Below are 23,791 nucleotides of genomic sequence, written 5' to 3'. Positions count from 1 at the left end.
GATGACCGACGACAGCCCGATCCTGTTCTGGCACCGCCGCGACCTGCGGCTGACCGACAATCCGGGTCTGGCGGCGGCGGCGCTCACCGGGCGGCCCGTGATCCCGGTCTTCATCCTCGACGAGGTGTTCGACAGCCACGGCGCGGCGCCGAAATGGCGGCTGGGGCTGGGGCTCGAGGCGTTCGGCGCGGCGCTGGCCGAGCGCGGCGCGCGCCTTGTCCTGCGGCGCGGCGGCGCGTTGCAGACGCTGGCCGCTCTGGTGCGCGAGACGGGCGCGGGCGCGGTCTGGTGGAACCGGCTCTACGATCCCGACAGCGTAGAGCGCGATACGGGCGTCAAGGCCGACCTCAAGGCCGACGGGATCGACGCCCAGAGCTTTGCCGGCCACATCCTGCACGAGCCGTGGGAGGTCGAGACGAAGCAGGGCGACTACTACAAGGTGTTCACGCCGTTCTGGCGGGCGGTCAAGGACCGCGAGGTGCCAGACCCCGTGACGGCGCCCTCCGATCTGACGGCGCCCGACAGCTGGCCCGACAGCGACGCGCTTGAGGACTGGCAACTCGGCGCGGCGATGGATCGCGGCGCCCCGATCGTCGGCAAGCATGTCGTCGTCGGGGAAAGGGCCGCGCAGGGCCGTCTGGCGGCCTTCATCGGCCAGCGTGTGCAGGACTATGGCGATGCGCGCGATCTGCCGTCGGTGGATGGCACCTCGCGGCTGTCCGAGAACCTCACGCTGGGCGAGATCTCGATCCGGTCGTGCTGGCATGCCGGGCTCAGGGCGCAGGCCGACGGCAAGGACGGTGCGGGGACGTTCCTGCAAGAGCTCGTCTGGCGCGACTTCGGGCACCACCTGGCCTACAACACGCCGCGCCTGACGTCGGAGAACTGGCGCGAGGAATGGGACGCCTTTCCCTGGAACGAGGACGAGCGGAAGGCCGAGGTCATCGCGTGGAAGCGCGGCCGCACCGGCATCCGGTTCGTCGACGCGGCGATGCGCGAGCTTTACGTGACCGGGCACATGCACAACCGCAGCCGGATGATCGTCGCCAGCTACCTTTGCAAGCACCTGATGTGCCACTGGAAGATCGGCAAGGCGTGGTTCGAGGAGCACCTGACCGACTGGGATCCGGCGTCGAACGCGCTCGGCTGGCAATGGTCGGCGGGGTCGGGGCCGGACGCGACGCCCTATTTCCGCGTCTTCAACCCCGTCACCCAGCTGGATCGGTTCGACAAGAAGCGCACCTATGTCGGCCACTGGATCGCCGAGGGACAGTCGCAGCCGTCGCGGGATGCGCTGGACTACTTCGAGGCGATTCCGCGCCGCTGGGGCCTGTCGCCCGACGATGACTATCCCGAGCCGGTCGTAGGCGCCGACGAGGGCCGCAAGCGCGCGCTCGAGGCTTACGAGAACCGCTCTTTCTGATCCTTCCGCTTCCCTGTGCGGCGGGGACATTTTTGTCACGCCGCCCGGTCCCTGCCGGCTGGCGCCATTCGCCGCAGCCCGGCCGGGTTGCCGCTTCGCGGGCCTGACCGTAGCTTACGATGATCGAACGGGGAGAGGCGATGACAGTCCAGACGAGTGTGAGCGGCCAGGGCGATCTGCCGCGGTACTTCAGCCAGGTCTTCCGCATGGCCGCCGACATGGAAAACGGCCGGCTGGACTTCGTGCTTCCCGATGGCCGGGTGTTTCGCGCCGAGGGCCGCAATCCAGGCCCCGTGGCCGAGCTGCACATCCACAACGCCGACATCTTCGGCCGCCTGATCCGCGAGGGCGACCTGGGCTTCTGCGAGGCGTATCTCGACGGCTGGTGGTCGACCCCGGACCTGCAGGCCTTCATGGACCTGGTGCACGCCGACAACGACGAGATGTACGACGGCTTTCCCGGCATGGGACTGGTGCGCACGTTCGAGAAGCTGCGCTTCTGGCTGCAACGCAACACCAAGGCCCAGGCCCGTCGCAACATCGCGGCGCATTACGACCTGGGCAACGAGTTCTACGGGCTCTGGCTGGACGACACGATGACCTATTCCTCGGCCAAGTTCGAGACCGGACAGGAAAGCCTCGAACGCGCGCAGGAGCTGAAATATGCGAGCTTGATCGACCAGATGGGCGCGAACGAGGGCGACCACGTGCTCGAGATCGGGTGCGGCTGGGGCGGCTTCGCCGAATACGCCGCCAAGGAGAGGGGCCTGCGGGTGACCGGTCTGACGATCAGCCAGGCGCAGCACGACTACGCCGTGGCCCGGATCGAGCGCGCCGGCCTGTCGGACCGGGTGTCGATCAAGCTGCAGGATTACCGCGACGAGACCGGGCTCTATGACGGGGTCGCGTCGATCGAGATGTTCGAGGCGGTCGGTGAAAAATACTGGCCCGTCTTCTTCGACAGCCTGCGGGCGCGGATGAAGCCCGGCGCCAACGCGACGCTGCAGATCATCACGGTGCAGGACCGCCGCTGGGAGGTCTATCGCCGCGGGGTGGATTTCATCCAGAAATACATCTTCCCCGGCGGCATGCTGCCCGCACCCAATGCGTTGCGCGCCGAGGTCGAGCGCGCGGGGCTCGCGGTGGCCCGGTCGGTCGAGTTCGGCGAGAGCTACAGCCAGACCCTGCGCCGCTGGCACGACACCTTCAACGACCGCTGGGACGAGGTCGCGAGCCTGGGTTTCGACGACCGGTTCCGGCGGATGTGGAATTTCTACCTCACCTCTTGCGCGGCGACCTTCCACAGCGGAAATTGCGACGTGACGCAGATCACCGTGACCCGGCCCGCCTGACCGCATGTATCCCACCGCTGCCAAGATGTTCGCAGGCCTGCTGTTCGCCGGCCTCGCCTGGTGGATCAGCGACCTCGTCAAACCGCTGCTGCCCGAGCAGCTTCCGGTGGGGCTTCTGTCGCCGGTGAACGCGGCGCTCGGGTTCGTGATGGGATGGCGCATCGTGGGCCGCCGCGCCGGTGACGGTTTCGTCAAGGCGGCCGGGCTCGGGTTGACGGCGCTGGCCGCGACGGTTTTCTGGGCCCTGGTGGTCTGGGGCGGACGCGAGATGCTGCGGCGGTCTCTGCGCAAGGCCTATGACGGACCGATCGAAGCGCTGGAAGACATGGTGACGCTGATGACAGACTACGCCCTGACCCTCACCGATCCGTCGGTCCTGATCCCGGCGGTGGCAGGAGCCGTGTTCTGCGCGGCGGTGACCGAGTATGTGGCGCCGGCGCCCGGTCAGACGCGATGAACCTGTTCCTGTTCGGCACATTGCGCGACGACGCGCTGCGCGAGATCGTGATCGGCCGGGCTGTCGGGGGCCGGGCCGCCCGGCTGGCGGGCCACGGGGTGCGCCGCGCCGCCGAGGGCGATCATCCGGTGATCGGCGCGGGCGAGGGGGCCGAGGGCCTTCTGGTCGAGGGACTGGGCACCGAAGAGGCCTCGCGCCTCGACTATTACGAGGGCGCGTTCGGCTGCCGGCGGCATCCCGTGCGCGTGACGACCCAAGCGGGCGAGATCGCCGCGCAGGTCTATGCCGCCGAGCCCGACAGCGCGTCCGACGCGGCCTGGGACCTGTCCGAATGGCAGTCCGAGTGGGCACCGCTGGTGCGCAAGACGGCCGAGCAGGCGATGGCGCTTTACGGTCAGGGCGACTCGGCGACGCTGGCCCGGCGTCTGCCGATGATGCGGGTCCGCGCTTCGTCGGCGCTGCGCGCGGCCGAGTGCCCGGCACCGCGCCACATCCGCGCCGACCTGACCCGCGACGACGTCACCGTCGAAACGGCGCGGCGGCCCTACGTCAACTTCTTCGCGCTGGACGAATACGACCTGGAGCATCCGCATTTCGACGGCGGGCGCAGCGGCACGCTGAACCGCGCGGGTCTCGTCAGCGGCGATGCGGTGACGGTGCTGCCCTATGACCCCGCCCGAGACCGGGTGCTGGTGATCGAGCAGTTCCGCTTCGGCCCCTTCAGCCGCGGCGATCTGCGCCCCTGGTGTCTTGAGCCCGTCGCCGGCCGCGTCGATCCCGGCGAGGCGCCCGAGACGGCCGCCCGCCGCGAGGCAGAGGAAGAGGCGCGGCTGGATGTCGGCGCGCTCTGGACCGTGGCCAGCTATTATCCCAGCCCCGGCGTCCTTACCGAGTACCTCTGGAGCTATGTCGGCGTCTGCGATCTGCCCGACGGGGCCGAGACGCTGGCGGGCAAGGCCGACGAGGGCGAGGACATCCGCACCCATGTCCTGTCCTTCGACCGGCTTATGGAGCTGATCACGGCGGGCGAGGTCGATACCGCGCCGCTGCTGCTGACGGCGTTCTGGCTGGCGCGGGCCCGTGCCGAGGGTCTGCCCGCCGCTTGAGTTCGTCCCGGCCGCGCCATAGACAGGCGCAACACGTCAACAAGAGGAGCGCGGAGATGGAGATTTACAGTGATCTGGCGGACGCCGTCGGCCACACGCCCCTGATCCGCCTGAAGGGCCCGTCCGACGCCACCGGCTGCGAGATTCTCGGCAAGGCCGAGTTCCTCAATCCCGGCCAGTCGGTCAAGGACCGCGCGGCCTTGTTCATCATCCGCGACGCGATGGAAAAGGGCCTGCTGCAACCCGGCGGAACCATCGTCGAGGGCACGGCCGGCAATACCGGCATCGGCCTCGCGCTGGTCGGGGCGTCGATGGGGTTCAAGACGGTGATCGTCATCCCCGAGACGCAGAGCCAGGAAAAGAAGGACATGCTGCGCCTCGCGGGGGCCGAGCTGGTGCAGGTGCCGGCGGTGCCCTACAAGAATCCCAACAACTACGTCCGCTATTCCGAGCGGCTGGCCAAGGAGCTGGCGAAGTCCGAGCCGAACGGCGCGATCTGGGCCAACCAGTTCGACAACGTCGCCAACCGCCGCGCCCATATCGAGACGACCGGCCCCGAGATCTGGGAGCAGACCGACGGCAAAGTCGACGGCTTCATCTGCTCGGTCGGGACCGGCGGCACGCTGGCGGGCGTCGGCATGGCGCTACAGCCCAAGGGCGTGAAGATCGGCCTGGCGGACCCCGAGGGGTCCGCGATCCACTCCTACTACACCGAGGGCACGTTCAAGGCGCCCGGCACGTCGATCACCGAAGGGATCGGGCAGGGGCGCATCACCGCGAACCTCGAGGGGTTCACGCCGGACTACAGCTATCGCATACCGGATTCCGAGGCACTGCCGGTGGTGTTCGACCTGCTCGCGGCCGAGGGGCTGTGCCTGGGCGGTTCCTCCGGCACCAACGTCGCCGGCGCGATCCGGCTGGCGCGCGAGCTGGGGCCGGGCCACCGGATCGTCACCATCCTGTGCGACTACGGCAACCGTTATCAGTCGAAGCTGTGGAACCCCGAGTTCCTGGAAGAGAAGGGACTGCCGGTGCCCGCCTGGCTGGCGCATGACAGCCGAACCCTTCCCACCGTCTTCGAGGACGTCTGACCGTCATGGTGCGGCTGACGTCCCTGTTCGGGGCGCTGGCCCTGGTGCTCGCGCTGGCGCTGAGCGCGGCGGCGCAACCGGTGCGGCCGCCCGATTATTCGCAGTTCGACACCGTCGCCAGCAATGCCGAGCAGATGCTCCAGCGCGGGCAGGCGACGAATGACGCGTTGACGCAGCTGCGCGACCGGCTCGTGTCGTGGCGGGACGAGTTGCTGACGGCGCAGTCCATCAACCAGACGCGGGTCGACTCGGTCCGCAACCAGCTGAACGCACTGGGGCCGCCACCGGGCGAGGACGAAACCGAACCGGAGGCGACCGCCGAACAGCGCGAGACGCTCAACGAACAGCTCGAGACGCTTCTCGCCCCGCGACGGCGTGCCGAGGCCGCCTATAGCCGGGCGGATTCGCTGATCGGCGAGATCGACGCGCTGCTGCGCGCGCGGCAGGCCGAGCAACTGATGGAGCTCGGGCCCAGCCCGCTGAACCCGGTCCTCTGGGTCGACGCGGTCGGGGCCACGGCCGAGACCGGCCGGAGCATCGCCAAGGAAAGCATCGCGGGGTGGGAGCAGCTTGGCGGCGACGAGTTCGCCCGGCGCGACCTGCCGATCGCGCTGGTCTACTTCGTCATCTCGCTGTTCCTGCTGGTGCGGGGCCGCTACCGGACCGAACAGCTGACGGACTATCTCTGGCGCCGGATCTCGGGGCAGAGCCGCGACGTGTTGTGGTTCGTCATCTCGCTGGGGCAGATCCTGCTGCCCTATGCGGGAATCCAGCTGCTCGTCGCGGCGATCCAGCGCCTGTCGCTGGTGGGGCAGCAGGGCAATGCGCTGCTGGGGACGCTGCCCGAGATCGTGCTGACGGTGTTCGCGGCGCGCTGGCTGGGCAGCCACGTCTTCCCGCGCGAGCCGGACGCCGACACGCCGCTGAACGCGCCCGGCACGATGCAGTACCAGGGGCGCGTCCTGTCCGCCGGGCTTGGCGTGATCCTGGGGCTGAACCTGCTGGTGACCGAGATCGGCGATCTCTCGGCCTTCGCAGCGGGCGAGGAGGCGGTGCTGAGCCTGCCGCTGATCCTGGTCTCGGGCCTGGTGTTCCAGCGTCTTGGGCAGATCCTGCTGACCGACGCGGCCTATCGACGGTCCGAGGAGGAGGACAGCATCAGCGTCCGGGCGCAGGTCACCGCGCTGCTCGGACGGGTGGTGCAGGTGGTGGGTGTCTTCGCGCCGCTGATGGCCGCGATCGGCTATATCAACCTGGCGCAGTACATCATCTATCCCTCGATGCTTTCGCTGGCGCTGATCGGCTTCCTCGCCGTCCTGTCGCCGCTCGTGCGCGACACCTATGCCCTGATCCGCCGTGCCTCGACCGAAGAGGCGGACCAGGCGCTGATCCCGGTGCTTCTGAACCTCGCTCTGACGCTGGCCGCGATCCCGGTCTTCGCGCTGATCTGGGGCGCGCGCAAGACCGACATCCTCGAGGTCTGGGCGCAGTTCCGCAGCGGCTTCTCGATCGGCGACACGCGGGTGTCGCCGACGGATTTCCTCGTCTTCTTCGTCGTCTTCGCGATCGGCCTGATCATGACGCGGCTGTTGCAGGGCACGATGCGCTCGACGGTACTGCCGCGCACCAAGATGGATGCCGGCGGCCGCAACGCCATCGTGTCCGGCCTGGGCTATATCGGCATCTTCCTGGCCGTTGTCCTGGCAGTGACGAGCGCGGGCATCGATCTCAGCAGCCTTGCCATCGTCGCCGGTGCGCTGTCGGTCGGGATCGGTTTCGGCCTGCAGACCATCGTGTCGAACTTCGTCTCGGGCATCATCCTGCTGATCGAGCGTCCGATTTCCGAGGGCGACTGGATCGAGGTCGGCGGCCGCATGGGCATCGTCAAGGACATCTCCGTCCGCTCGACACGGATCGAGACCTTCGATCGCACGGACGTGATCGTGCCCAACGCCGATTTCGTCTCGGGCACCGTCACCAACTGGACCCGCGGCAACCTGGTCGGCCGGGTGACGCTGAAGATCGGCGTCGCCTACAACTCGGACACGCGTCATGTCGAGCGTATACTGATGGAGGTCTGCGAAGCCCACCCGCTCGTCGCCATCGACCCGCCGCCGGCGGCCTACTTCCTGAACTACGGCGAGCACGCGCTGGAATTCACCTGCTACTGCATGCTGCGGGACGTGAATTACATCCTCGTCGTGCAATCCGAGCTGAACCACCAAATCCGCGAGCGCTTCCGCGAGGAGGGGATCGAGATCCCGCTGCCGCAGCGCGACGTGTGGCTGCGCAATCCCGAGACGCTACAGCAGCCCAAGGTGCCCGACGGCGCGCCCGAGCCCGACGAACGCCCCGAACGGCCGCAGCCGGCCACGCGGGACGCCGAGGCGATCGACCATGCGCAGGGAGAGGACGTATGACCACGCGCCTGCTGTTCCGCGACGCCCCCTATGCCCGCGAGGCCGAGAGCATCGTCACCGCGGTGACGGACGAGGGCGGCATCGTACCCGAGGCCTCGCTGTTCTATCCCACCGGCGGCGGTCAGCCGGGCGACAGCGGGCGGCTGGACTGGGCCGGCGGATCGGTCGAGATCGCCACCACCGTCAAGTCCGAGAACGGCGGCGTGATCCTGGTCCCGGCCGAGCCCACCGGCCTGCCGCAGCCCGGAACGCCGATCGTCCAGCACCTCGACTGGCCCCGGCGGCTGGGCCACATGCGGGTGCACACGGCGCTGCACCTTCTGTCCGTGGTCGTGCCGCTGCCGGTGAGCGGCGGTGCCATCGGGGCCGAGAAGGGGCGGCTGGATTTCGACATGCCCGAGGCGCCCGAGGACAAGGCCGCGCTGGAACAGGCGCTGAACGACCTGATCGCACGTGACCTGCCGGTGCGGCAGGACTGGATCACCGAGGACGAGCTCGACGCCAATCCCGGCCTCGTCAAGACGATGTCCGTGGCGCCGCCCAGAGGGGCAGGGCAGGTGCGCCTGATCGCCATCGGGGACGGCGCCGACCGGGTCGACTTGCAGCCCTGCGGTGGCACCCATGTCGCCCGCACGGGCGAGATCGGCGCGGTGCGCGTCGGCAAGATCGAGAAGAAGGGCGCCCGAAACCGGCGCGTCACGCTGCACCTCGCCTGAGGCGCACACCCGCGCTAGGCTGGCTGGCGAAGGAGACCCAGATGCCCCGACTCGCCGTCCTGTCGCTGATCCCGCTGCTGCTTCTGACCAGCTGCGCCTCGTTGAGCGAGGAGGAATGCCTGCGGGGCGACTGGCGCGGGATCGGCTACGAGGACGGGGTCGACGGCCGCGAGCGCGACTTCATCCTGCGCCACGCCAAGGCCTGTGCCGAGGTCGGCGTATCGCCGGACCGCGAGGCCTGGCTCGCCGGCCGGGCGGAGGGGCTGCCGCTCTACTGCACGATCGACAACGCCTATGACGAGGGGCGCCGGGGCGTGGTTCTGAACAATGTCTGCCCGCCGGCCCAGTATGCCCGCCTGCGCGCAGCGAACCGGCAGGGCCTGCGCTACCGCGCGGTGCTGGACGATATCGACGACGCCGAGGACCGCCAGCGCGCGATCCGCGCCCAGCTTGCCGAGCTGCCCTCCGACAACCCGATCCGCGGCGCGCTTCGGGCGGAATACTCCTCGCTCCAGTCCAAGATCATGTTTCTCCGCCTCGAACGGCTCAGACTGCGCCGCTGACCCCTTGCAACGCCCGGCACTTCTTGGCACATACCGCCCTGCACGGAGAGGTGGCCGAGTGGTCGAAGGCGCACGCCTGGAAAGTGTGTAGGCGGGAAACCGTCTCGAGGGTTCGAATCCCTCTCTCTCCGCCACTTCACAATTTCAACCAAGTTGTCATGCTACCTTCAAGTGGCCCTACGGCCATGTTTTATTGATGGTTCGCGGCCGCGGATTGTGGTTTCAGTTCTCCTCAATCGCGCCAATTTGCGCTCGCTGTGTGGTATGGATCGTGGTACGAGAGCCGCATGGCTCTGTCAGGCAAACTCACGAAGAAGCTGGTTGAGAATCTCGGCTCCGGGCGTCATGGCGACGGCAACGGGCTCTACCTGGTTGTCGATCCTTCCGGGGCGCGGCGGTGGATCGTGCGGGTTGTCGTGACGGGGCAGAAAAACAGGAAGGGTGGGCCGCTTCGGACCGATTTCGGTCTGGGCAGTGCCGAGCTGGTGCCTTTGAACCAGGCGCGAGAGCGCGCGCTGGAATATCGACGGATGGCGAAGCAGGGGCTGAACCCGCGCTTCAACACCCGGAAGGAAGCGCCGACGTTCGAGGAAGTCGCGCAGCAGGTCCACATCGAGCGCATGCCCACCTGGAAGAACGCCAAGCATGGCGTGCAATGGATCAATACCTTGCGCGACTATGCCTTCCCCAAGATCGGGCGCATGCCGATCGACAGTATCGGCCAGCCCGAGGTGATGATGTGTCTCGCGCCGATCTGGACCGAGAAGCACGAGACCGCGACACGACTGGCACAACGGATCAAGGTGGTCCTGGACGTTGCGCGTTCCAGGGGGTTCCGCACCGGGGAGAACCCGGTCACAGCCATCAAGGAGTCGCAGGCCCTGCCGAGGGTCAAGGCGAAGCCGAAGCATCACAGCGCGATGCGGTGGCAGGACATGCCCGACTTCTACGCTGGTCTCCGAGAGCGCAAGGCGATGGCAGCCAAGGCCCTGATGTTCATCTGCCTGACAGCGGCTCGAACCGGCGAAGTCCTTGGGATGCGCTGGGCAGAGATCGATTCCGCGAACCGGTTGTGGGTTTGTCCCGCCGATCGCATGAAAACCGGCGAGGAGCACCGCGTGCCTCTGACGGACGAGATGCTCTCGATCATCGAGCCCCTCCGGGCCATGCGCTCGGACTACGTGTTCGAAGGGCAGAAGCGGCATCGCCCCATGTCGAACATGGCGATGCTGACGTTGCTGCGCCGCATGGGTGCTGATGATGTGACCGTTCACGGCTTCCGGTCGACCTTCCGAGACTGGGCGGCAGAGGTTGCCAATGTTCCGCGGGAAGTTGCCGAGAAGTGCCTGGCCCACACAGTTGGAAGCGATGTCGAACGCGCCTACGCCCGATCCGACTTGCTGGACAAGCGGCGCGCATTGATGCGCGACTGGTCTCGATACGTCGCATCTGGTCGCTTGGAGGCGCATGGATAGTGCACACGGTCTCGATCAACGAACCGGAAAGCTCCTACCTTGAGCTGTTCCGAATAGCACTAAGCGCGGAAGACCACGAAGCCCGGATTGCCGCTCTGCGTCAGGTCAAGCAGGTGGTGAGCGCAGAAAGGTTGCGCGTCCTGTCGCAAAGCGATTGCTGGACCGATGAGCCGGACAACCAGGCACTTTTGACCTGGGCGGCTCGGACGGCGGCAGAACGCGAGGACGCCATCTGTGAATTTCTTCGCGTGTCGCGGGTCTATGAGGACCGAAACGAACGACGCTTGACCATCGCGGAGCATGCCGGGAAGCTGGTCTATCTGTCGATCAAGGAGGAAAAGCGAGAGGGCGTTCAGACGCCTTCTGGCATCCTCTACCAACTGACGCAGGCTGCCAAGGAACACGGGATACAAGGTGGCCGGGACAAGGACACGGTGCGCCGCAGCTGGGGCGCGTACCGCGGCATCGTCCATCTAGGAATGGCGATCGACCTCTGTGACGAACAGGCGTCTCCACCGGAGGAGGTGCTCTTTCTCGCCGAACAGATTCGCCGCGTGCTGTCCACTTCCTGTCCGAAAGGGGCGTCCGAGCCCTATGTTCCGCAGGCGGAGCAAATATCTTTCGTATACAAATCAGGTATTTGGGGTCCCCGGTTTCGAGATCGGGGACTGCCGTACCGCGTGGAGGATTGAGCATCTCCTGCTGCATCGAAACGCAGCAGAAGGAACTCGATGTTGCCCCAACTCTTCGAAAACGACCGGAATTACCTGCTGGGCGATCCCGAACTGGAGATCATCGGCGATCGCGAGAAACTCGCGCAGTGGCGTCACCGGATGAAAGGCCCCGCCTTCTACCGGCTGGGTCGGAAGATCGTCTATCGCGGCTCCGACCTGAACGAATGGGTTGCGGCGAACCGCGTCGACCCGTCCGAACAGGCGTAAGGCGCGGCGATGACGAAGAAGAAGCGCAAACCCTGCGAAGGACCTGACCTGTTTGCCGCCGCTGGACTGTCGGAGCAAACCGCGCCCAGGTCCGGCTACCATAAATGTACGCCAGGGGCAGCCAAGCCCAGTCGCAAGGCCCGAGGGAAGACCAGTACGTCGCCTACTGGGAAGGAGCACAAGAACGAAAGCTATTTGCGGGATTCAGCGGTTGCTGAGCGCTATGGCGTGGCTCGTCAGACCGTTTGGCGCTGGGCCGCACAGGGAACGCTGCCGAAGCCGGTCAAGCTGTCGGAGGGCGTCACGCGTTGGCGCATGTCCGACTTGTGCGCCCACGAGGCTTCGCGGCCGACAGCGAAAACGGTTCGTCCGCGCAGCGGGACGCCCTCCAAGGGACGGGGGCAGCAATGAGCCGATCGTACCGCAATATCCGGCCGCACGACGCGATGGTCTATACGGTCGCCGAGGTGCAGGCGCTGTTCAGCGTGTCACGGAACACGGTTTCGAACTGGGTGGGCTCCGGCCTGCGGCCCTCTGACGGGTCGTTGCCGCAACTCTTTCGGGGCGCCGAGCTCCGGCGTTTCCATGCTGATCGAGCTGCGCGTAGCCGCCGCAATCTGCGGCTTGGCGAGTTCAAGTGTATTGCATGCGGGAATGCTGCGTTCCCGGAACTCAGCACCCTTTCGTTCCAGCCGCGGGAAGGAAATGCCACGCTCGCTCATGCGACGTGCTGCGACTGCAGTGCAACCGTGCACAAGTTACTGGGTGTGACGGAGTGTGACAAGGTTCAGGCATGCCTCGATACCAACACGCCGCTGGCGCTCATAGACGAAAGTGAAGGGACGCCCCCGACTGGTGTTGGGAAGGATGCGGGATCTCAAGGCGCGGAATGTTTCACCACAAACGATCGGCCAATCCACGAGTGGCAAGCCTATGCGGGGCGGTACAGCCCGAAAACCGTCCAGGCCCATCTGGTCAGTATCCGGGATTTCGAGGCGTTTCTGGACGGCATGACCTTCAGCAAGATGACGCCCAGACTCGCCGGTAAATATCGTGATCACCTGGTTGGCTTGTTGGCTCAGCCGAAGGAGCATGGCGGCCTAAGCAATTCAACGGTGCGTCACCGGGTCTCGCATCTCAGGGCGTTCTTCGAATGGCTCCGCGGGCAGGAAGGCTATCGCCGTCTAAGTTCCAGCATCCCGGACTACTTCGTGTTGCCGCGCTGTGCTGCGGCCCCGCAGACCAAGGAACGACACAAACAGTACCCCTCGATGGACGAGGCGTGGTGCATGGTCGAATTGATGCCCCAGAAGACCGTTATTCAGCGCAGGGATCGTGCGATGGTGGCTTTCGCTTTCGTCTCGGGCTTCCGGGCGTCGGCCCTTTCCGCGCTCCGCTTCGACCATGTGGACTTCGAGGGGCTATCGGTCGAGCAAGATGCGCGGGACGTTCCTGCAAAGAACGGCAAGACCTATCGTGCGAATTGGTTTCCACGGACGGAGCAGTTTCAAGGCGTCTTCCTGAGCTGGGTCCAAGAGCTGAAAGCCCTCGGGTTCCAGCCCCGGGACGCCCTGTTTCCGGACGGAAAAAACGTCGCAGCACGAGATCCGGATGCTCCTCCCGTAGAGCCCTTGGCGTCGAGCAAACCTCTGCAGGACGCCTTTGCCAAAGCGTCCGAGCGCATTGGCAAAGCTTACACGCCGCATTCAGTTCGACACACGCTGAAAGCGCTGGGCGCCCGGATGTGCCGATCGCACGAGCAGCGCAAGGCGTGGTCGATGAACCTTGGTCATTCGGACGAGCAGATCACGGAAAAGCACTACGCCAAGATGTCCCAATCCCGCAGCAGCGAAATCATGGAGGCGCTTAGCTCCGATCAGGTGTTCACCGAAGAGGAAAACGAGATTTGTTTTGGCGGACTTGCGGAAAAGCGCGACCAAGCGCGAGGAGATTTCGATGTTCTGGAATAGTACTGACCGGCAGTAAGCCTTCGTCCCACCCTTCCCGCCCAAGGGCGCATCGACGCTCTCGGCCGGTACCGGACCTTCCCGCCACCTGCCGTCGCGGCGGCGCAGCGTCCCGGAAGCGGCTGTCGGAGGCGCGGCATCGTCTTGCTTGCGGAGGTCAGCTCCGCGGACTTTCCGGTCATTCGTCGGCCGAACAATTCAATTGCAGCATGACGATGGAGAAGCTCGCAGCTGCAGCAACCGGGGTTCTGCGCCGCTGCGAAGATCACGGAAGCGGTCGTTCAAAAGCTGCGCCAGACCGGGGAAACTAAACCCAGCATTCGCTGCGCCTCGGCGCAGCGCCACCGATGCGGACCTTCCTGCCATTCGCTGCGCGTGCTCAATCTTCACTGCGGCCGTGAAGACCCTCGGCAGGGACGGTGTTGAACTGCCACTGCGCCAAGCAATGGCAGCTCTTGTTGTCAGCTCGCGTCCTTGAACTCGGCGTATTCGCCGCGAACCTGGATGGTCACGGTGGACGCCGCATCGTCGCGGTTACGCCAGAACCAGCCATGCTCGCCATCGAACTCGGCGACAATTTCGCCTTCGTCACCGGCGGAGCCGCGGCCCTTCTCGTAGGTCACTGACTCACCGCCTCCGTGGCCGTGCAGGTCGAAGTTCACCCGGCCCCCATCGACCAGCATGCGGTATTGGGCGGTCTGGCCTTCCTCCATCACGAGCTTCCACTCGGCGGTGTCGCCGGGCTCGAGCGTGAACGTGGTCTCGTCGCGCCAGGTTTCGGCGTCCTGCGCGTGCGCGGCGCCCACGAAGAGACCGAAGACGTCGTTCAGGAGGCTCGATTGCTCGCCGGCCGCCTGGTCCATCTGCCGGTCGGCCTCGGCCTCCTCGGCGAGCTGGGTCTTGAGCTCGCCCATCTCGGTCAGGCCGAGCACGCCGCCGATCCGGGTCGGGTCGATGCCGTATTCGGCCGGCAGGACCACGGTGACGAGGATCGCCACGGCGGACACCCCGGCGATGATTGTGGAGCGGATCAGCTGGGCCGAGCTCGGCAGTTCGTCGAGGCTGGGTTTCTGTGCGTTGAACATGGGTGGATATCTCCCTTTACGCGGCCGCGAAGAGGCCGGTGATCTGGTAGCCCATGAGGATGAAGCCCATGGACATCATGATGACGTTGGCGGTGTAGGCTTGGCGGAAGAAGTTCGGGGACTTCCGCCAGAAGCCCATGACGATGAGGATCACGGCAAGCGCCATGAGCTGGCCCAGCTCGACGCCGACGTTGAACGCCAGCAGGTTGGGCAGGAGCCCGTCCGAGGCGATGTCGTAGTCGAGGATCTTGGTGGCCAGGCCCGTGCCGTGGAAGAAGCCGAAGATCAGCGTGGCGGCCTTGGTGTTGGGCTGGACCCCGAACCAGCGCTGGTAGGCGCCGAGGTTGTCGAGCGCCTTGTAGACGACCGAGAGGCCGATGATGGCGTCGATGACGTAGGCATTGATGCCCCAGCCGAACCAGACGCCGAGCAGCATCGTGGTCGAGTGCCCGATGGCGAAGAGGCTCACGTAGATGCCGACGTCCTTCATCTTGTAGAGGAAGAACACGACGCCGAGCAGGAACAGGATGTGGTCGTATCCGGTCACCATGTGCTTGGCGCCGAGATACATGAAGGGGATGATGTTCACCCCCCAGATCTCCTGGATGTAGCCCGCGTCACCTTCGGTGACGTTGTGGGCCAAGGCGTGCCCGGCGCTCAGCAGGAGCGCCGACAGCGTGAAAAGGGACAGGATGGCGAGCCGGCGTACGCCCGGATCACCCCATCCCCGATGGAGTGTGGTCATGGATGGTCTCCGCGTGGATTTGCGTGATCGATGAGTGTGCTCCCCGAGGGAGCATCCTCGATCAGGCCCGCGGAGGTCGCTCGATGCGGAACTTGGTCGAGGGCCCGTCAGCGGCTGGCCTGAGCCGCCAGGACGACCTGTAGCCCTCGAATGGCTGCGAAGTATCGTCGGGCGTCAGGACGGCCTGACTGTGGTCGTGATCTGCGCTGTCGTGACTGTGCCCGTGCATGGCCCAGGCGAGGTCTTCCTCGAGCCCGTGGGAATGCCCGTGCTCGGTGATCATCTCCACGTGCTCCTGGAGGGTCTCGAAGATCGACGGCGCATGGGACGTGGCAGGCATGACGGACCATGCCAAGACTGCGAGGCAAAGAAGCCCCGCGAGCACATGCTGTCCGACTGTCCGGATCGATTTCATCGGACCTGCCTGTTCCCTCGCCTCGTGCAGCGTGTTGCCCGCTGTCTTGCTCTATCCCCCCCTGGAGGATAGCATCAGCCTATGTCAGACCCTCATGTCCACGCAAGTCATCCCGCCCTGATCGCCCGGCTGAAACGTGCCGACGGGCACCTGCGCTCGGTCATCGAGATGCTCGAGACCGGCAAGCCGTGCCTCGACATCGCGCAGCAGCTCCAGGCGGTCGAGAAGGCGGTGACGAACGCGAAGCGGGCGCTGATCCACGACCATGTCGACCACTGTCTCGACACCGAAGGTTCGGACACCGATCGCGCCGAACTCAAGGCGATCTCCCGCTACCTCTGAGGGCATCATGCTGTCCATCCTCGGCGACCGCACCTACCGCCATCTCCTGCTTGCGCAGGTCGTTGCCTTGCTCGGCACGGGCCTTGCCACGGTGGCGCTCGGGCTTCTGGCTTACGATCTTGCCGGCGAGCGAGCCGGCCTCGTCCTCGGCGCTGTCTTCACGATCAAGATGGTGGCCTATGTCGGCATCGCGCCGATCGCAGGCGCCTTCGCAGACCGTGTGCCGCGCCGCGCGATGCTGGTCACGCTGGACCTCGTGAGGGCAGGCGCGGCGCTCTGCCTGCCTTTCGTCACCGAGATTTGGCAGGTCTACGTGCTGATCTTCCTGCTGCAATCGGCCTCGGCCGCGTTCACGCCCACCTTCCAGGCGACGATCCCCGACGTGCTGCCGGAGGAGGATCGCTACACCCGCGCGCTGTCTCTGTCGCGTCTGGCCTACGACCTCGAGAACATCGTCAGCCCGACGCTCGCGGGTCTCCTGCTCGCGTTCATGTCCTACAACGCGCTGTTTCTGGGCACGGTCGTGGGCTTCGTCGCTTCGGCGGCACTGGTCGTCTCAGTCCTGCTGCCGAGCCCGCAGCCATCGGAACCGCGCGGGATCTACAACCGCTCCACCCGCGGCATTCGTATCTATCTCGCCACGCCGCGTCTGCGCGGGCTGCTCGCGCTGAACCTCGCGGCCGCGGCAGGCGGGGCGATGGTGCTGGTCAACACCGTCGTTCTGGTGCGCAGCGAGCTGGCGCTCGGAGAGAGCGCACTGGCCTGGACGATGTTCGCCTTTGGCGCGGGCTCCATGCTTGCGGCGCTCGGCTTGCCGCGCGTGCTCGACAGGGTCTCGGACCGTCCCGTCATGCTCGCGGGCGCCATCGCCCTTACGGCCACGCTCGTGCTTCTCGCGGCACTCATTCTGATGGCGGGTCTCACTTGGGCATTGCTGCTTGCAGCATGGCTCGTTGGGGGGATCGGGTATTCTGCGGTGCTCACGCCATCGGGGCGTCTCCTCCGACGGTCCGCCCATCCCGAGGATCGCCCTGCCATCTTTGCCGCGCAGTTCGCGCTCAGCCACGCCTGCTGGCTCGTAACCTATCCGCTCGCCGGGGTTCTGATGACGGTGGCCGGTGCGCCGGTGGCTCTCGTCGGCCTCGGTCTCCTGGCCGCGCTCGGCATTGTCTTCGCCGTCGGCCTGTGGCCCGCGGGAGATCCCGAGACGATGTCCCATCGGCACAACGATCTTCCACCTGATCACCCACATCTCGCAAAGCACGGTAGCGGCCATAGTCATGCCCATGCGCTGATTATCGACCGATTGCACTCGGAATGGCCGGCCGGATAGCCGTACGCGGTTCGTCAATCAGCCGAGCTGTGGGATTCGGCGAACCTGACGCAAACCCTAATCGAAGTGAACGGGGGGCTTTCGCAGGCCCCGCAACATCTCAAGCTGCGCCGCAAGCGCGAACTCACTCTACCTCGCCGCAAGTGATTTGGGCTCGCTTCTGACCTTCGCCGCAGATCGCCGGAGCGGCGACAGCTCTGCCGTTCATTGCGGCAGAACCAACTCGGGTGGCGCCGGGGGGGTCCTGACCCCGGATTTGATCCAAGGCTCACGCGAGTTTTCGGGCTGGTGTCAGTAGGGCCGCGAAGGCGCTCGGCGTCAACGGCGGAGAAGGTGTGGAACGCGTCCAAAATCACCGCGATCAACCCTGTCCAGAGGCCGATGCCCATCTCGATGACGAAGTAGACCCCCGTCAGCCAGGCGGAGATTGCCATGCTGCGCCCGCCAGACGGCATATGCCCGTGATGTGAACTGGCCATCGCGGCTTCCATTCGCTCAGAGTTTTGCGCGCCGCAGCCGCAGCGCGTTCGAGATGACGGAGACCGACGACAGGCTCATCGCCGCCGCCGCGATCATGGGTGACAGCAGCAGGCCGAGCACCGGGTAGAGGATCCCGGCCGCGATCGGCACGCCCGCCGCGTTATAGGCGAAGGCGAAGAACAGGTTCTGGCGGATGTTGCGCAGCGTCGCCACGGCCAGCTTGCGCGCCCGCACCAGCCCCACCAGATCGCCGCGCATCAGCGTGATGCCCGCGCTCTCCACGGCGACGTCGGCGCCCGTGCTCATGGCGATGCCCACGTCCGCCGCCGCCAGCGCCGGGGCGTCGTTCACACCGTCGCCGGCCATCGCCACCGACGCGCCCTTCGCGCGCAATTCCTCGACCAGCTTCTGCTTGTCCTCGGGCAGAACGCCGGCGCGCACCTCGTCGATGCCCAGTTGACGCGCGACAGCCTCGGCCGTTCGCTGGTTGTCGCCAGTCGCCATGATGATGGTCAGGCCAAGCGCGTGCAGATCGCGGATCGCCCCTTCGGTGCTTTGCTTGATCGGATCGGCCACGGCGACGATCCCCGCGAGCGCCCCGTCGACGGCCACGAACATCGCCGTCTTGCCATCCGCGCGGAGCGTGTCGGCCCGCGCCTCAGCGTCGCCGGTATCGAGCCCGAGATCCTGCATCATCGCCGGGTTGCCGAGCGCCACGTTGCGTCCGTCGACGGTGCCGCACACGCCCTTGCCGGTGACCGCTTCGAAATCGGCCGCGCTGCCGGGCGACAGACCACGATCCCGCGCGCCCGCGACTATCGCCTCGGCCAGCGGGTGTTCTGAGCCGCGTTCCAAAGCGGCGGCAAGTCCCAGCACCTCCGCCTCGTCGCCCTGCGGCGCCACGACATCGGTTAGCGTCGGCTTGCCCTCGGTCAGCGTGCCGGTCTTGTCCACGATCACGGTATCGACGCGGGCCATGCGCTCCAGCGCCTCGGCGTCCTTAATCAGCACGCCCGCCTGGGCGCCGCGGCCTGCGGCCGTGGTGATCGAGATCGGAGTCGCGAGGCCGAGGGCACAGGGACAGGCGATGATCAGGACGGAGACGGCCGAGGCGATGGCGAATGCCAGCGCCGGTTCGGGACCGAAGGCAAGCCAAGCGAAGAACGCCGCGATGGCCACCGCGACGACCGTCGGCACGAAGATCGACGAGACCCGGTCGGCCAACCCCTGGATCGGTGCGCGCGACCGCCTGGCGCCAGCGACCATCTCGACGATCTGGGCCAGCACGGTGTCGGCACCGACCTGGGTCGCCCGGATCGCCAGCGTGCCGTTTTTGTTGATCGTGCCGCCAGTGACGCGGTCGCCTTCCGTCTTCTCGACGGGCACAGGCTCGCCGGTGATCATGCTCTCGTCGACCGACGTGCGCCCCTCGATCACCTCGCCATCGACAGGCACGCTGTCTCCGGGACGGACCCGCAGCATGTCGCCTTCGACGATGTTCTCGAGCGGTGCATCGTATTCCGAACCGTCCGGCAGGACGCGGCGCGCGGTCTTGGGCGCGAGATCCATCAGAGCGCGGATCGCATCGCCGGTGCGTTCCCGCGCGCGAAGCTCCAGCACCTGACCGACAAAGACCAGAGCGATGATGACGACCGCCGCCTCGTAATAGGTGCCGACTCCGTCGCCCATTCGGTATTGCTCGGGGAACACGCCTGGCGCGAAGGTGGAGACCAGCGAATAGACATAGGCCGCGCCGACCCCGAGCGAGATCAGCGTCCACATGTTGGGGGACAGGTTCCGGAACGAGTCGAGGCCGCGCCGGAAGAACGGAAGCGCCGCCCAGAGAATAATGGGCGTGGCGAGGACGAATTCGGTGTAAACCGAGAGCTGATGGCCCAGCCGGTCGCGGATGGGCAGACCGACCAGTTCGCCCATCGTCAAGATCACCAGGGGCACAGCCGCGGCCGCGCTGATCCACATCCGCCGGGTGAAGTCGGTCAGTTCCTCACTGGGCTCGTCCGATGGCACCATCGGTTCCAGCGCCATGCCGCAGATCGGGCAGCTCCCTGGTTCGTCGCGGACAATCTCGGGGTGCATCGGGCAGGTCCATTGAGTGCCGGGCTGGGCTTTCTGGTCAGTCTTCTCGGAATTGCCCGAAGCGTAGAAATAGGGGTCGACATCGAACTTCGTCTCGCAGCCTTCGGAGCAGAACCAGTAGGTCTCGCCGCCATATTCCCGCGACCGCGCGTCCTCGCGCATTTCGACGTGCATGCCGCAGACGGGATCCGTCGCAGTCTTCGCTCCGGGTGCCGGAGCATCGTGGTGGTGATGGGAATGATCTGACATCGGTTTTCCCCTTTCGGGACTCAATGTGGGGCTTCCAACGGTTGGAAGGTCAATGGGATGCCTTCTCGGGCTCGCCTGTCTTTCCGTGCCCGTGATCATGGTTGCCGGCCGTGGGCGGATTGCGCTTCAGAAAGCCATGCTCGAATGCGAAGACGGCTGCCATGCCAACAACGGCGACGAGGACGATCGTCGGGTCGCTTTGCCATTTCATCACGGTGAAGGCCCCGAGAACGATGGCGTCGAGTCCGATGGCCGTCAGCAGAACCCAGCCGCGCGCGCCGATCTCTTCTCTGAGATGTCGCCAAACGCCCCAATGGATCAGTATGTCCATCACCAGGTAAAAGAAGGCGCCAAGGGAGGCGATGCGGCTGAGGTCGAAGAAGACTGTGAGTACGCCGGCGATCACCACCGTGTAGACAAGAGTGTGATCCCGGATCGTGCCCGGCATCCCGAAATGGCTGTGCGGGATCATCTTCATGTCGGTCAGCATGGCGAGCATGCGGGACACTGCGAAAATGCTTGCGATCACGCCCGATGCCGTCGCGACGAGCGCCAGCGCGACCGTCAGGTAGAAACCGATCCGGCCAAGCGCCGGCTCTGCCGCCTCAGCAAGAGCGTAGTCTTTCGCGGCCACGATCCGATCGAGCGGCAGGCTCGAGCCCACGGCAAAGGCCACGAGCAGGTAGACCACCACGCAGATCGCGATGGAGATGACGATGGCGCGACCGACGTTGCGGTGGGGAGCCGTGATTTCGGCACCGGAATTCGTGATCGTCGTGAAGCCCTTGAAGGCGAGGATCGCGAGCGCCAGCGATGCAATGAACCCGGCGGCGCCCGTTTCCCTATCGCCCGTCGCTTCGAAGGAGATGCCACCCGCCCAAAGCGCCGCAATGCCGAAGAGCGCGATCCCGCCGACCTTGAGGACCGCCATGATCTGCGAAAGGAGCCCCACCGATCTGTTGCCGGAGGCATTCACGAGGTAGGCGAAGACGATCAGGCCGACACCAATCGTTGGAACGAGCCAGCCGCCCGGCTCCATCCCCAGCCCGCGCATCAGGTAGGTGGCGAAGGTCCGTGCGACGAGGCTTTCGTTGATGACCATCGAAAAGGCCATCAGGAGTGCCGCGCCAGCGGCAACCGTCGTCGGCCCATAGGCCTTCTTCAGGATCATGCCGATGCCGCCGGCGGACGGCCAGGCATTGGACATCTTGATGTAGGTGTAGGCGCTGAATGCAGTCACGACGGCGCCAGCGACAAAGGCCAGAGGGAACCACGGGCCGGCCAGTTCGGCAATCTGCCCAGTCAGGGCAAGGATACCGGCGCCGATCATAACGCCCGTTCCCATCGCCACGGCGTCGAGAAGGCTGAGGCTGTTTTTCTTGTAGTCGGAACTCATGATCGACTGGCCTCCGTCACATCTTTGTTCGGGGCGCCCTTTCTGAAAGCAGAACCACGCCGAAGCGCAAGCAGCAGGAGGGGAAGCCCCGTCATCAGCCCGAGCCCAAGCGCGCCCCATTCCGCGCTGCCGAAGGTGCCCTCCATCGCCGCGCTTCCGAAATGCGCGAGCACGAAACTCGCAGGCAGGATGCCGGCCATCGTGGCTAGGGCGAACCGCCAGAAGTGCAGGCGACTGAGGCCAGCGGCATAGCTCATCGCGTCAAAAGAGACGAATGGCAGAAGACGACTCACGAACACCGTGAGCGTCAGCGCGTTCTGAGACCCCAGCAGACCGTATTCGGCCTTTTCGCCAAGGAGGCGCTCGACTGGCCCACGCCCCAGCCCGCGGGCGATGAGGAAGGCCGCAAGTGCGCCGATCTCGGACCCGAGGGCGACATAGGCCGATCCGGCATAGTGGCCGTAGGCCGCCCCCGAAGCCAGCGCGATGGGCGCGCTCGGAATGGGACTGGCGACGACGGCCACAGTCATCAACGCGATCACCGCGAGCGGGCCCCAAGGCCCTGCCGCCGAGACCCAGCTTTCAACGGCGTTGCGGTCGACAGATCCAGGAAGCCATTCACCGATCCAGGCACCCAGAGCCAGCAGGACAAAAAGCCCCGCAGCGGCCATGCCGATGGACCGATATCTACGACGCATAGAGCAGCACCAGAAAAGCGGCGACGGCGAGGTCAACGACAACACAGAACGAAATGTACCACGCTGGTACCGGGGCACCGAAAGTGCGACGATGATGGGCCATGTCCCAGACCGCGTGCAGCGCCAAGCCGAGGGGTAGTGCAATCCAGTGCCAGACAAGGCCGGCCAACGCTGCGAGCCCGAAGAGCACGGCACCCGTAAACTCTATCCAGAATACCCGGGCATCCGCTGCACGCGCTCCGAACCCGATATAGGCTCCACCGATCAGCGCGAGTGTCACCGCAGCGATGGCAACAGAGACATCCTTGCTGACCAACAGATGCACGGGAACGGACATTGCAAACAGCAGACCGCCGGTGGCGGCCGGTGCCGGCATCCTGAGACCGCTTTCTTCGGTCATGCGCTCTCGACAGCACCGAACAGCATGTCGCGGACCTGCCCGGCGACCTCGTGCAGCTCGGCGTTTTCCACCGCCTGCATCGATGCGACCGGGTCGATGGCGCTCACCTCGGTGCCGCCCTCGACGCTGCGCAGGATGACATTGCAGGGTAGCATCGCGCCGATCCGCGGCTCGAGGCTCATGGCCTCCCAAGCCATGTTCGGATTGCAGGCGCCAAGGATCTTGTAGCCATCCATGTCCTTTTCGATCTTTTTCTTCATCGTGGCCTTTACGTCGATCTCGGTCAGAACGCCGAAGCCTGCCTCCGTCAGCGCCGCGCGCACGCGGGCTTCCGCGTCGTCGATGCCCGTGCCCGCCATCTTGCGGTCGTGCGTATATGCCATTCTGTCTGTCCTTTCATGGCCGAGGCCCGGTCCCGCGGGACGCAGGGCCGGGCAAGGGATGGCGATAAGGCGAGCTCAGTTGTTGCCCATGCGACCCTCGCCGGGTGCCCCCATCATGCCGCCGTCGCCCTGCATGCCGACGTTCGGTCCGGGCATCATGCCGTTGCGCATGGTCTCCATCTGCCCCATCATGTCAGCCGGCTCGACTATTTCTGCCGCGGTCACCGCGCCATCTCCATCGGCGTCAAGGAATTGGAAACGGTCCACCATGGTTTCGCGAATGAGCGCGCTGTGGAGGGTCTCGAATTCGGCGAGCGACAGGTCTTCGTCGCCATCGGCGTCATATTCCGCTAGCAGGGCCTGTAATCCTTCGTTGGCCTCCTGCGATGTCACCGTGCCATCGCCATTCGTGTCCAGCCGCTCCATGATCGTGCCCATCATGACCATGCCGCCCGCGGGCCCACCGCCCCCCATCATCTGCGCGTGCATCTGCATCATGTCATGATTGCCAGCCCTCGGACCCTGCGCTCCCGAAGCGCCCTGGCGATCATGGCCATGATCGCCCGCGGCTAGGGCGACACCGCCCAGAGACATCAGAATGGCGGTAGCCGCCGTGAGTTTCGCTCCAGCCTTCATGTCCGTATCCTTCCTCGTGTT

The 23,791-nt window shown here is 65.9% G+C and carries 23 protein-coding genes and 1 tRNA gene; 15 read left to right on the top strand and 9 right to left on the bottom strand.

Features of this window, described 5'->3' with window-relative positions; genetic code table 11:
- Position 1: 1 nt before the first annotated feature.
- The 13 genes from BMZ25_RS07590 (at position 2) to BMZ25_RS07525 (ending at position 13,514) form a co-directional block, all read left to right on the top strand.
- The gene (locus tag BMZ25_RS07590; protein WP_092691338.1) at positions 2-1,423 is read left to right on the top strand and encodes a cryptochrome/photolyase family protein; all 1,422 of its coding nucleotides are present in this window, start codon (positions 2-4) and stop codon (positions 1,421-1,423) included.
- A 140-nt stretch (positions 1,424-1,563) separates the two neighbouring features.
- Positions 1,564-2,775, top strand: coding sequence for an SAM-dependent methyltransferase (locus BMZ25_RS07585; RefSeq protein ID WP_092692440.1), 1,212 nt, complete (start codon positions 1,564-1,566; stop codon positions 2,773-2,775).
- A 4-nt stretch (positions 2,776-2,779) separates the two neighbouring features.
- A complete protein-coding gene (locus BMZ25_RS07580) occupies positions 2,780-3,232 on the top strand; it encodes a TrgA family protein (protein ID WP_092691334.1) in 453 nt (150 codons plus the stop codon).
- Positions 3,229-4,338, top strand: coding sequence for an NUDIX domain-containing protein (locus BMZ25_RS07575; protein ID WP_092691331.1), 1,110 nt, complete (start codon positions 3,229-3,231; stop codon positions 4,336-4,338). Before BMZ25_RS07580 ends, BMZ25_RS07575 begins: the two co-directional genes overlap by 4 nt.
- A 56-nt stretch (positions 4,339-4,394) precedes the next feature.
- Entirely contained in the window at positions 4,395-5,429 is a 1,035-nt protein-coding gene (locus BMZ25_RS07570) for a cysteine synthase A (protein ID WP_092691329.1), read from the top strand.
- A gap of 5 nt (positions 5,430-5,434) precedes the next feature.
- Positions 5,435-7,849: a DUF3772 domain-containing protein gene (locus BMZ25_RS07565; RefSeq protein ID WP_092691326.1), complete on the top strand. Its 2,415-nt coding sequence runs from the start codon at positions 5,435-5,437 to the stop codon at positions 7,847-7,849.
- A complete protein-coding gene (locus tag BMZ25_RS07560) occupies positions 7,846-8,565 on the top strand; it encodes an alanyl-tRNA editing protein (RefSeq protein WP_092691322.1) in 720 nt (239 codons plus the stop codon). Before BMZ25_RS07565 ends, BMZ25_RS07560 begins: the two co-directional genes overlap by 4 nt.
- Before the next feature lie 41 nt (positions 8,566-8,606).
- Positions 8,607-9,128, top strand: a complete 522-nt coding sequence (locus BMZ25_RS07555) for a DUF2799 domain-containing protein (protein ID WP_092691316.1) — start codon at positions 8,607-8,609, stop codon at positions 9,126-9,128.
- A 44-nt stretch (positions 9,129-9,172) separates the two neighbouring features.
- Positions 9,173-9,262, top strand: a tRNA-Ser gene (locus BMZ25_RS07550).
- 153 nt (positions 9,263-9,415) lie between these two features.
- Positions 9,416-10,603 (top strand): tyrosine-type recombinase/integrase, encoded by a 1,188-nt coding sequence (locus tag BMZ25_RS07545; RefSeq protein ID WP_092691309.1) that lies wholly within the window; start codon positions 9,416-9,418, stop codon positions 10,601-10,603.
- Positions 10,603-11,295, top strand: coding sequence for a hypothetical protein (locus tag BMZ25_RS07540; protein ID WP_092691302.1), 693 nt, complete (start codon positions 10,603-10,605; stop codon positions 11,293-11,295). Before BMZ25_RS07545 ends, BMZ25_RS07540 begins: the two co-directional genes overlap by 1 nt.
- A gap of 39 nt (positions 11,296-11,334) precedes the next feature.
- A complete protein-coding gene (locus BMZ25_RS07535) occupies positions 11,335-11,544 on the top strand; it encodes a helix-turn-helix domain-containing protein (RefSeq protein WP_235859818.1) in 210 nt (69 codons plus the stop codon).
- Positions 11,545-11,951: 407 nt separating this feature from the next.
- Entirely contained in the window at positions 11,952-13,514 is a 1,563-nt protein-coding gene (locus tag BMZ25_RS07525) for a tyrosine-type recombinase/integrase (protein ID WP_092691297.1), read from the top strand.
- 458 nt (positions 13,515-13,972) lie between these two features.
- On the opposite strand, the gene BMZ25_RS07520 is transcribed toward BMZ25_RS07525, so the two are convergent.
- The 3 genes from BMZ25_RS07520 to BMZ25_RS07510 all read right to left on the bottom strand — a co-directional run bounded on the left by BMZ25_RS07520 (position 13,973) and on the right by BMZ25_RS07510 (position 15,681).
- Positions 13,973-14,596 carry a transmembrane anchor protein gene (locus BMZ25_RS07520; protein WP_092691290.1) on the bottom strand — a complete coding sequence of 208 codons (624 nt, stop codon included), beginning with the start codon at positions 14,594-14,596 and terminating at the stop codon, positions 13,973-13,975.
- A 16-nt stretch (positions 14,597-14,612) separates the two neighbouring features.
- Entirely contained in the window at positions 14,613-15,341 is a 729-nt protein-coding gene (locus BMZ25_RS07515) for a HupE/UreJ family protein (RefSeq protein WP_092691287.1), read from the bottom strand.
- 61 nt (positions 15,342-15,402) lie between these two features.
- Positions 15,403-15,681, bottom strand: coding sequence for a hypothetical protein (locus tag BMZ25_RS07510; protein ID WP_235859817.1), 279 nt, complete (start codon positions 15,679-15,681; stop codon positions 15,403-15,405).
- A gap of 156 nt (positions 15,682-15,837) precedes the next feature.
- On the opposite strand from BMZ25_RS07510, the gene BMZ25_RS07505 reads away from it, so the two are divergent.
- A complete protein-coding gene (locus BMZ25_RS07505) occupies positions 15,838-16,098 on the top strand; it encodes a metal-sensing transcriptional repressor (RefSeq protein ID WP_092691282.1) in 261 nt (86 codons plus the stop codon).
- 7 nt (positions 16,099-16,105) lie between these two features.
- A complete protein-coding gene (locus BMZ25_RS07500; RefSeq protein WP_092691279.1) occupies positions 16,106-17,431 on the top strand; it encodes an MFS transporter in 1,326 nt (441 codons plus the stop codon).
- Between the two features lie 495 nt (positions 17,432-17,926).
- Here BMZ25_RS07500 and BMZ25_RS07490 read toward each other — a convergent pair whose 3' ends face one another.
- The 6 genes from BMZ25_RS07490 to BMZ25_RS21135 all read right to left on the bottom strand — a co-directional run bounded on the left by BMZ25_RS07490 (position 17,927) and on the right by BMZ25_RS21135 (position 23,770).
- Positions 17,927-20,257, bottom strand: a complete 2,331-nt coding sequence (locus tag BMZ25_RS07490) for a heavy metal translocating P-type ATPase (RefSeq protein ID WP_092691270.1) — start codon at positions 20,255-20,257, stop codon at positions 17,927-17,929.
- Between the two features lie 49 nt (positions 20,258-20,306).
- Positions 20,307-21,653 (bottom strand): APC family permease, encoded by a 1,347-nt coding sequence (locus BMZ25_RS07485; protein ID WP_092691267.1) that lies wholly within the window; start codon positions 21,651-21,653, stop codon positions 20,307-20,309.
- Positions 21,650-22,324, bottom strand: a complete 675-nt coding sequence (locus BMZ25_RS07480; protein WP_092691265.1) for a TVP38/TMEM64 family protein — start codon at positions 22,322-22,324, stop codon at positions 21,650-21,652. The genes BMZ25_RS07485 and BMZ25_RS07480 overlap by 4 nt, the downstream gene beginning before the upstream one ends.
- Positions 22,325-22,340: 16 nt before the next feature.
- A complete protein-coding gene (locus tag BMZ25_RS07475) occupies positions 22,341-22,751 on the bottom strand; it encodes a DUF6010 family protein (protein ID WP_092691262.1) in 411 nt (136 codons plus the stop codon).
- On the bottom strand, positions 22,748-23,134 hold the full coding sequence (locus BMZ25_RS07470) for a DUF302 domain-containing protein (RefSeq protein WP_092691256.1): 387 nt from the start codon (positions 23,132-23,134) through the stop codon (positions 22,748-22,750). Before BMZ25_RS07470 ends, BMZ25_RS07475 begins: the two co-directional genes overlap by 4 nt.
- 75 nt (positions 23,135-23,209) lie before the next feature.
- Positions 23,210-23,770 carry an EF-hand domain-containing protein gene (locus BMZ25_RS21135; protein WP_092691250.1) on the bottom strand — a complete coding sequence of 187 codons (561 nt, stop codon included), beginning with the start codon at positions 23,768-23,770 and terminating at the stop codon, positions 23,210-23,212.
- Positions 23,771-23,791: the final 21 nt, after the last annotated feature.

The sequence above is a fragment of the Tranquillimonas rosea genome (genome assembly GCF_900111315.1).
Taxonomy (GTDB): Bacteria; Pseudomonadota; Alphaproteobacteria; order Rhodobacterales; family Rhodobacteraceae; genus Tranquillimonas; species Tranquillimonas rosea.
This window is presented reverse-complemented; position numbering and strand designations above follow the sequence as displayed.